The organism is Amaricoccus sp., assembly GCF_036846665.1.
Classification (GTDB): Bacteria; Pseudomonadota; Alphaproteobacteria; order Rhodobacterales; family Rhodobacteraceae; genus Amaricoccus.
Genome location: NZ_DAIUBO010000209.1, coordinates 1 through 6,768, shown reverse-complemented (window position 1 = coordinate 6,768; position 6,768 = coordinate 1). Strand labels below are relative to the sequence as shown.

Here is a 6,768-nt window from a genome sequence, read left to right as displayed (position 1 = left end):
ACCCCCCTCGGCCTCCGCGCTCGCGCGCGTCCCTCCGACGAACCGGCGCGAGGCAGTGCCTCGCCTTTGCCGGTTCTGGGTGTCTCCGGCTGATCGGTTCATTCGGGCGTCGTATCGCGGCGTCGGGCCGGCGGTCCTTGATGCCGGGCCTTGTCTGGGGCGGCCGGTGAAGGCTAAAGAGCGCGGGGCAGGGTGATTAGCTCAGTTGGTAGAGCGCTTCGTTTACACCGAAGATGTCGGCGGTTCGAGCCCGTCATCACCCACCAATCTTCCCCGGGGCGCGCGCTCAGAACGCGTAGGTGATGCCGAAGAGCGGCCCCTGCACGTCGATGTCGAGCTTGGCCTCGTCGCTCGCGGCGTATTCGATCGACATGTAGCGATAGCCGATGGTTCCGGCCCAGCGATCGGAGAAGGCGTAATTGGCGCCGCCGTAGATCTGCCAGCTCAGATTCGAGCCGGCGTCGAAGCCGCCCACGTCGGCGCGGCCCGAGATCGACCATTTCTCGCTCAGGGGCATGCCGCCCCGCAGGCCGACGATCCCGTCGGTCCAGGAGATGTCGACGTCGCGCGAACGGTCGGCGCGGACGGTGTTGAGCTCGAAGGTGGTCTGGGTGTCGAAGTAGCGCACGCCGCCATAGACATCGACGAAGCTGCGGTCGGCCTCGTGCACGCGGTAGAAGGCGGCGGCGGAATAGACCCCGAGCTTGGTCCCGACCTTGGTGTCGAGGCGGCCCTGGACCCAGGTGCCCTTCTGGCTCAGGTCGGCATAGACCGCATCGAACAGGAAGCCGACCTTGCCCCGCCGCGCCTCGGCGGCGCCCATGAAGGCCATGTCGAGCGCGTCGAGCACGTCGGCACTGTCGAGATTGACCAGCGGCTCGCCATCGGGCGCCTGCTGGGCGCCGGTGATCGCGGGCAGCCAGGCGTAAAGGGTCGCCTGACCGGTCCAGCCCCGGGTCCAGTCCGCCACCTGGGCAGAGGCGGTGCCGGCGAGGCCGAACACCATGGCCGCCGCGCCGACGGCGGCAGCGCTTCTCATTCCGAAAGCCCTCTTCATCGCGCGACCCCCGATCCCTGTGCCTGCCGCGCCGGTCGGGCGCGGATGGCGGGATCCTTCGCGGGCCAGTGTGGTCTTGTCAATAGTCGGTCGGCGCGCCGCCTTCGCGCTTGCGGCGTGCGACGAAATCGGCGAGTTCCTCGCGGATGCCCGGGTCGATCGCCGGCGGCTCGAATTCCGCGAGGATCGCCTTCCAGATCCGGTTCGCCCGCGCCTCGGTCCAGTTCGCCCCGGCCTCCGACCAGGCCTCGTAGTTGCGCCAGTCGCTGAGGAACGGCGCGTAGAAGGCTGTCGTGTAACGGCTTTGCGTGTGCTCGCAGCCGAAGAAATGTCCCTGCGGGCCGACCTCGGCGATGGCGTCGAAGGCGAGCGCCTCGGGGGAGGTGTCGGTGATGGCCGGCTCGAAATAGCGCTCAATCTGCTGGAGCACCTCGCAATCCATCACGAATTTCTCGTAAGAGGCGATCAGCCCGCCCTCGAGCCATCCGGCGGCGTGATAGACGAGGTTGACGCCCGACTGCACCGCCGACCAGAGGCTGTTGAGGCTCTCCCACATCGCCTGGCCGTCGGGGGCGTTCGAGGCGCAGGCGTTCGAGGCCCGGAGCGGCAGGCCGTAGAAGCGCGCCATCTGCCCGGTCATCTGGGTCGCGCGCATGTATTCCGGCGTGCCGAAGGCCGGCGCGCCGCTGCGCATGTCGACGTTGGAGGTGAAGGTGCCCATCATGCAGGGCAGGCCCGGCCGGATCACCTGCAGGAGCGCGATGGCGGCCAGCGATTCGGCGATGGATTGCACCACGGCGCCGGCCATGGTCACCGGCGCCATGGCGCCGGCGAGCGTGAATGGGGTCACCACCACCGGCTGGCCGCGGCGGGCGAAGCGCATGGCGCCGTCGAGCATGGGCCAGTCGTGCTTGAGCGGGCTCGAGGAGTTGATGTTGGTATAGAGCCGCGGCGCGCTCTCGAAGTCCTCGCGCCCGAGGCCGCTGGCGATGCGCGCCATCTCGATCGCGTCCTCGACCCGTTCCGGACCGAGGCTGTAGGCATGCACCACCTTGTCGGTCAGCGTCAGCTTCTCGTAGAGGCAGTCGAGGTGGCGCACGCTGGCGTGGATGTCCACCGGCTCCACCGGATAGCCGCCGGCGACATGGATGCAGTTGAAATACTGCGTCAGCTTGATGAGGTCGCGGAAGCTCTCGATGTCCCCGACCCGCCGGCCGCGGTCGAGATCCATGCAGTTCGGCGGCGAGGAGACGTTGACGAAGGCCATGTGGCCGCCGCCCAGCGTCACCTTCCGCGCGGGATTGCGCGGGGTGATGTCGAATTGCCGCGGGGCGAGGGCGACCTGCTCCATGACGAAGCCGCGGTCCATATGCACCGTGTCGGAGCCCGGCTCGATGCGGCAGCCGGCGGCGGCGAGGATGGATTTCGCCTCCTCGTTGAGGAAGTCGATGCCGATCTCCTCGAGCACGCGCATGGCGGCGGCATGGATCGCGGCGACGCCCTCGGCCGGCAGCGGCTCGGTCGGGCGGTCGGTGTTGAGCGGGATGCGCCAGGGCATCTGCCGGATCGCCGCGGAATCGCGCTCGCGGGAATGGCCCGCCCGGCCGCCGGTCCTGCGCGCCTTCCGGTCGGTCATCGCCGGTCCCGCCGCTGCTCGGCCAGGGCAGGGGCGCGGCGGCCCGGCGCGTTCCGGGGGGCGGATCGCCTCGGCTTCCCCCCGGCCCGGGTCATGCGCGGCGCGGCGCTTCGCGGCCGCGGTCGGCGAGCCAGCCGGGCAGGGCGCCGATGTCGGCGAGGACCACGTCGGCGAGCGGCGCCAGCTCCGCCTCCTCGGCGATGCCGGTCAGCACCCCGACGGTCACCATGCCCGCGGCGCGGCCGCTCACCAGGTCATGGGCGCTGTCGCCGATCATCGCGCAGGCCGCGGGCGCCAGGCCGGTGGCGCGGCAGAAGGCGTCGAGCATGCCCGGCGCGGGCTTGGCGCCGTGGCCGCTGTCGTATCCGGCGACGAAGGCGAAGCGGTCGAGCACCCCGAGCGAGGCGAGATGCGCGCGCGCCGGCGCTTCGCTGTCGTTGGTCGCGACCCCGAGCACCAGTCCGCGGTGGATGAGCCCGTCGAGCAGCGGCACCAGCGGCACCGCCTCCACGGGCGTGATCGCATGGGAGCCGTCGCGGACCTGCCGGACCACCAGCGCCTCGTCGAGCTCGGGCAGGATGCGGGCGACCGCCTCGATCACCACCTCGATGGTGCCGGCGATCATCGGGCTGTCGGGCAGGAAGCGCGGCTCCTCGAGGTCGAAGCCCAGCGCCTCGGCCAGCGCCGCGGCGCGCTCGATGTCGCCGCCGGCGAGATCGGCGATCAGCCGCGCGTTGAAGGCCGCCCAGGTGCGGTGGAAGTCGAAGAGCGTGCCGTCCTTGTCGAAGACGATGCCTCGGATGTCCTGCACTTGCGCGCTTCCTTCCGGCTGCTAGGGTTCGCGCGCCGAGGACCCGAGCCGATGACCCGAACGCGACCGACCCGCGCTGACTACCGCCACTTCGAGCGCTTCACAAGCCGCTGGCGCGACAATGACGTCTACGGGCATGTCAACAACGCGGTCTATTACGAATACGTGGACACGCTGGTGAACGGCTGGCTGATCGCCCATGGCGGCCTCGACCTGCCCGGCGGCGAGGTGGTCTGCCTCGTGGCCGAGACCGGCTGCAGCTTCCACGAGAGCCTCGGCTATCCCGCGCCGGTCGAGGGCGGGCTGCGGCTCGACCGGCTGGGGCGGAGCTCGATCACCTACGGGATCGGGCTCTTCGCCCCCGGCGCCGAGCGTGCCGCGGCCACGGCGCGCTTCGTGCATGTCTGCGTGCTCCGCGCGAGCGGCCGGCCGGTCGCGGTGCCCATGGGGCTGCGCCGCGCGCTCGCGGCGCTGGCCTGAGCTCAGGTCCAGTTCGGCAGCGCCCCGCCGGGAAGCGCCATGCGCGCGCCGAGCGCCGCCTCGGGGCCCAGCCCGGCCGCCGCGGCGAAGGCGCGGGCGAGGTCCTCCTCGCCGAGCAGGAAATCGAGCACGAAGCCGAGGAATTCCGCCTCGCCGGCGCGGCGGCGCAGGTCGCCCGCCTCGGCGCCGGTCGCGGCGAGGAAGCGCGCCATGTCCTCGGGGCGTCCGGCCAGCCAGATCAGCGCGTCGGTGGCGAGCGCGGCGGCCCGTTCGGCGTTCATCCTTTGTACCCTCCCGGGGCGGCTTCGAAACCATTCGTTAACATATTTGCGCCTATCTTGCGGCCCGGTTCGGCAGAGTCGGAATACCGCTCCAGAGGGAGGCACTGAATGTCAGGTCGGGTCCTGGTTGTCGACGATGTTGCAACCAACCGTCTCCTGCTGCGTGCCAAGCTGTCCTCGGCCTATTACGACGTCGTCGTCGCCGAGAACGGCACCCAGGCGCTGGAGATGGCCTGTTCCGAGCAGCCCGACATGATCATGCTCGACGTGATGATGCCGGACATGGACGGATTCGAGGTCTGCGCGATCCTCAAGGCGGGGCAGGAGACCGCGCATATTCCCGTCATCATGGTGACGGCGCTCGACACGCCCGAGGAGCGCATCCGGGGGCTCGAGGCCGGCGCGGACGATTTCCTCACCAAGCCCTTCAACGACCTGGCCCTTTTCGCCCGGGTGCGCAACCTGATGCGCATGAAGATGATGTTCGACGAGCTGCGCCTGCGCGACCTGACCTCGCGCGAGCTGGGGCTGACCGATTTCGTCTCGGAGCAGGAGATCGAGGTCGAGGCCGGCGGGCCGATCCTGCTCGCGCCGCCCTGCCTGCTGCAGGGCGCGGAATGGGATGCGCAGCTGCGCGAGCAGCTCGGCCTCGCGACCATCGTGACCACCTCCGAGCGCGAGGCGATGAATCTCGCGCGGCTGGAGCTGCCCGATTGCTTCGTGGTGCATCAGAACCTGATGGAGGGCGGCGACGGGCTGCGGCTCGTCTCGGCGCTGCGCGCGCGGCCCGAGACGCGGCAGGCGGCGGTGATCCTCGTGGTGGAGAACGGCGACGTGCAGACCGCGGCCAAGGGCCTCGATCTCGGCGCCTCGGACTACATCGAATCGCCCTTCGACGGGAGCGAGCTGGTCGCGCGCATCCGCTCGCAGCTGCGCCGCAAGCGCTATTCCGACCGGCTGCGCTCCAACGTGCGCAACGGGCTGATGATGGCGGTGATCGACCCGCTGACCGGCATCTACAACCGCCGCTACGCCAGCCAGCACATGAACCGGGTGATGGAGCGGGCGCGCGAGACCGAGGGCGTCTTCGCGGTGATGATGATCGACCTCGACAAGTTCAAGTCGATCAACGACCGCTTCGGCCATGATGCCGGCGACGCGGTGCTGCGCGAGTTCTCGCGCCGGTTGCAGGAGAACATCCGCGGGGTGGATCTGGTGGCGCGCTTCGGCGGCGAGGAATTCTTCGTGGCCATGCCCGACGTCGACCAGGCCGCCGCCGCCCATGCCGCGGAGCGCATCAGGCGCGCGGTGGAAGGCTCGCCGGTGGTGCTGCCGGGCGGGGCGGGCGAGGTCAGCGTGACCGTCTCGGTCGGCGTCGCGATCGCCAGTGCCGCCGACGTCGACGCCGAGGCGATCATCAAGCGCGCCGATACCGCGCTCTTCGACGCCAAGGAAAGCGGCCGCAACCGCGTCACCTTCTTCGCCCGCGCCGCCTGAGCGGGCGCGCGGGGCTGGGGATCCCGAGCCCGATCGACCCGTGGCGATCGGGCCGCGCCGGCCCTGCCGAGGGCCGGCGCGCTTCGCACGCCGTCCAGGGCCGACGCGTCCCGATCCTCAGCCGATGGTGAAGCTGCACCTCCCTCGCCCTGCGGCTTGCGCCTCCGGGCGACCGGATCGGGCAAGGCGCCACCGGCGCCTCGCCTTTTCGCTCCGGGGGAATGTGGCGCGGGCCGCGCGGGGCGCGACCGTCTCTTCATTCCGGGGGACGGCCTCGGGTCCGCGGCCGCGGTCCGGCGGAAGGGCACTCGGGATCAATCGCCCGGGGGGCCGTGGCGGCGATTGCGGCGGAGCGCCTCGGCATAGGCGGCGCGCTCCCCGGGCGTCATGCGCACGATCTGGGCCATCAGGAGATCCGTGCCGCGCCCCGCGAGTTGCGAGGAGAGCGCGAGCTCCCGGCCGAGCACCGCGGCGACCTCCTCGGGGTCGAAGGGCTCGGCGACCAGCGCCTCGGCCAGCGCCCCGCGCTGGCGGCGCAGCCGGTCGCGCGGCTCGTCCCAGTCGCGCCGGCTCGCGCGCATCGCGTCGCGGAGGTCGTCGCGATAGGGCTCGGGCAGGGCGCGGGCATAGGACCAGAGCTCGGGGCCGCCGACCGGCCGCTCGGGCGGCCCGCGCAGCACCGCCCCCGCGAACAGCCCGACGAAGGCCAGGTTCAGCCCCAGCGAGGCGAGGAGCAGCCATCGACGCCAGGGCCGGGCGGGGGGCGGGGTCGGGGTCATGCTGTCATCCTTCCGGCGCGGCGAGGTCGTAGAAGGCCACGATCGCTTCGGCGGGGCCGTCGAAGGTGGCCGTCGAAGGCTGCCAGGCATCGGCGCCGCCGGCGAGCCCGGCGATGAAACCCGCCGCGGCGAAGCCGCCGAGAGCCGCGGCGGCGGTCAGGCCGCCGAAGGGCGCGAAGGCGCGCCGCAGGCGCTCGGCCAGGGACGGCGCCGGCCGCGGCGCCTGC

Annotated in this window: 8 protein-coding genes and 1 tRNA gene; 3 read left to right on the top strand and 6 right to left on the bottom strand. The window is 71.4% G+C overall.

Annotated features, from left to right (window positions below; translation table 11 throughout):
• Positions 1 to 190 precede the first annotated feature (190 nt).
• A tRNA-Val gene (locus V7050_RS16625) sits at positions 191 to 266 on the top strand.
• Between the two features lie 20 nt (positions 267 to 286).
• Here the strand turns inward: V7050_RS16625 and V7050_RS16620 are convergent.
• The 3 genes from V7050_RS16620 to V7050_RS16610 form a co-directional block, all read right to left on the bottom strand.
• Entirely contained in the window at positions 287 to 1,039 is a 753-nt protein-coding gene (locus tag V7050_RS16620) for a hypothetical protein (RefSeq protein ID WP_324369863.1), read from the bottom strand.
• A 97-nt stretch (positions 1,040 to 1,136) separates the two neighbouring features.
• Positions 1,137 to 2,693: a trimethylamine methyltransferase family protein gene (locus tag V7050_RS16615; protein WP_324369861.1), complete on the bottom strand. Its 1,557-nt coding sequence runs from the start codon at positions 2,691 to 2,693 to the stop codon at positions 1,137 to 1,139.
• A 91-nt stretch (positions 2,694 to 2,784) separates the two neighbouring features.
• A complete protein-coding gene (locus V7050_RS16610; RefSeq protein WP_324369859.1) occupies positions 2,785 to 3,504 on the bottom strand; it encodes an HAD family hydrolase in 720 nt (239 codons plus the stop codon).
• Positions 3,505 to 3,555: 51 nt separating this feature from the next.
• On the opposite strand from V7050_RS16610, the gene V7050_RS16605 reads away from it, so the two are divergent.
• A complete protein-coding gene (locus tag V7050_RS16605; RefSeq protein WP_324369857.1) occupies positions 3,556 to 3,984 on the top strand; it encodes an acyl-CoA thioesterase in 429 nt (142 codons plus the stop codon).
• 2 nt (positions 3,985 to 3,986) lie between these two features.
• Here the strand turns inward: V7050_RS16605 and V7050_RS16600 are convergent, their stop codons facing one another.
• Positions 3,987 to 4,265, bottom strand: a complete 279-nt coding sequence (locus V7050_RS16600) for a DUF3572 family protein (RefSeq protein ID WP_324369855.1) — start codon at positions 4,263 to 4,265, stop codon at positions 3,987 to 3,989.
• Positions 4,266 to 4,373: 108 nt separating this feature from the next.
• Between V7050_RS16600 and V7050_RS16595 the strand changes: the two genes are divergently transcribed.
• Entirely contained in the window at positions 4,374 to 5,762 is a 1,389-nt protein-coding gene (locus V7050_RS16595; protein WP_324369854.1) for a PleD family two-component system response regulator, read from the top strand.
• A 314-nt stretch (positions 5,763 to 6,076) separates the two neighbouring features.
• Here the strand turns inward: V7050_RS16595 and V7050_RS16590 are convergent, their stop codons facing one another.
• Together V7050_RS16590 and V7050_RS16585 are read right to left on the bottom strand one after the other, a co-directional pair.
• Positions 6,077 to 6,541, bottom strand: a complete 465-nt coding sequence (locus tag V7050_RS16590; RefSeq protein ID WP_324374565.1) for a periplasmic heavy metal sensor — start codon at positions 6,539 to 6,541, stop codon at positions 6,077 to 6,079.
• Between the two features lie 4 nt (positions 6,542 to 6,545).
• Positions 6,546 to 6,768, bottom strand: a 223-nt coding sequence (locus V7050_RS16585; RefSeq protein WP_324410864.1) for a hypothetical protein, incomplete at its 5' end; no start/stop codon positions are given.